Consider the following 769-nt stretch of genomic DNA (forward strand, 5'->3'; position numbering starts at 1 on the left):
TGAACTTCGAAGCCTTTTTCGCCACGAAGCTCGATGGCCTGCGCGGCGAGGGACGCTACCGCGTCTTCGCCGATCTCGAACGGCAGCGCGGCACGTTTCCGCGCGCCACCCGTCATGTCGAGGGCGAAACGCGCGAGGTCACCGTCTGGTGCTCGAACGACTATCTGGGCATGGGCCAGCACCCCAAGGTGATCGCGGCCATGCACGAGGCGATCGACCGCTGCGGCGCGGGCGCCGGCGGCACGCGCAACATCTCGGGCACCAACCACTACCACGTTCTTCTGGAAGCCGAGCTGGCCGACCTGCACGGCAAGGAGGCGGCGCTCCTGTTCACCTCGGGCTACGTCTCGAACTGGGCGGCACTGGGCACGCTCGGCTCGACGATCCCCGACTGCGTCATCCTGTCGGACGCCGGCAACCACGCCTCCATGATCGAGGGCATCCGCCAGTCCAAGGCCGAGCGCCGCATCTTCCGCCACAACGACGTCGAGGACCTCGACCGGATCCTGTCGGAATACGGGCCGGAGCGGCCGAAGATCGTCGCCTTCGAGAGCGTCTATTCGATGGATGGCGACATCGCGCCGATCCGGGACATTCTCGACGTCTGCGAAAAGCATGGCGCGATGAGCTATCTCGACGAGGTGCACGCGGTCGGCCTCTACGGCCCGCGCGGCGGCGGCATCGCCGAGCGCGAGGGCCTGATGGACCGGGTGACGCTGATCGAGGGCACGCTGGGCAAGGCCTTCGGCGTCGTCGGCGGCTACATCGC

At 67.6% G+C, this 769-nt stretch carries 1 protein-coding gene; it reads left to right on the forward strand.

Annotated elements, in window-relative coordinates; translation table 11 throughout:
- On the forward strand, positions 1 to 769 hold a 769-nt coding region (gene hemA / locus EJC49_RS25480), incomplete at both ends, for a 5-aminolevulinate synthase (RefSeq protein ID WP_126702717.1).

It is taken from the genome of Aquibium carbonis, from assembly GCF_003970795.1.
GTDB classification, from domain to species: Bacteria; Pseudomonadota; Alphaproteobacteria; order Rhizobiales; family Rhizobiaceae; genus Aquibium; species Aquibium carbonis.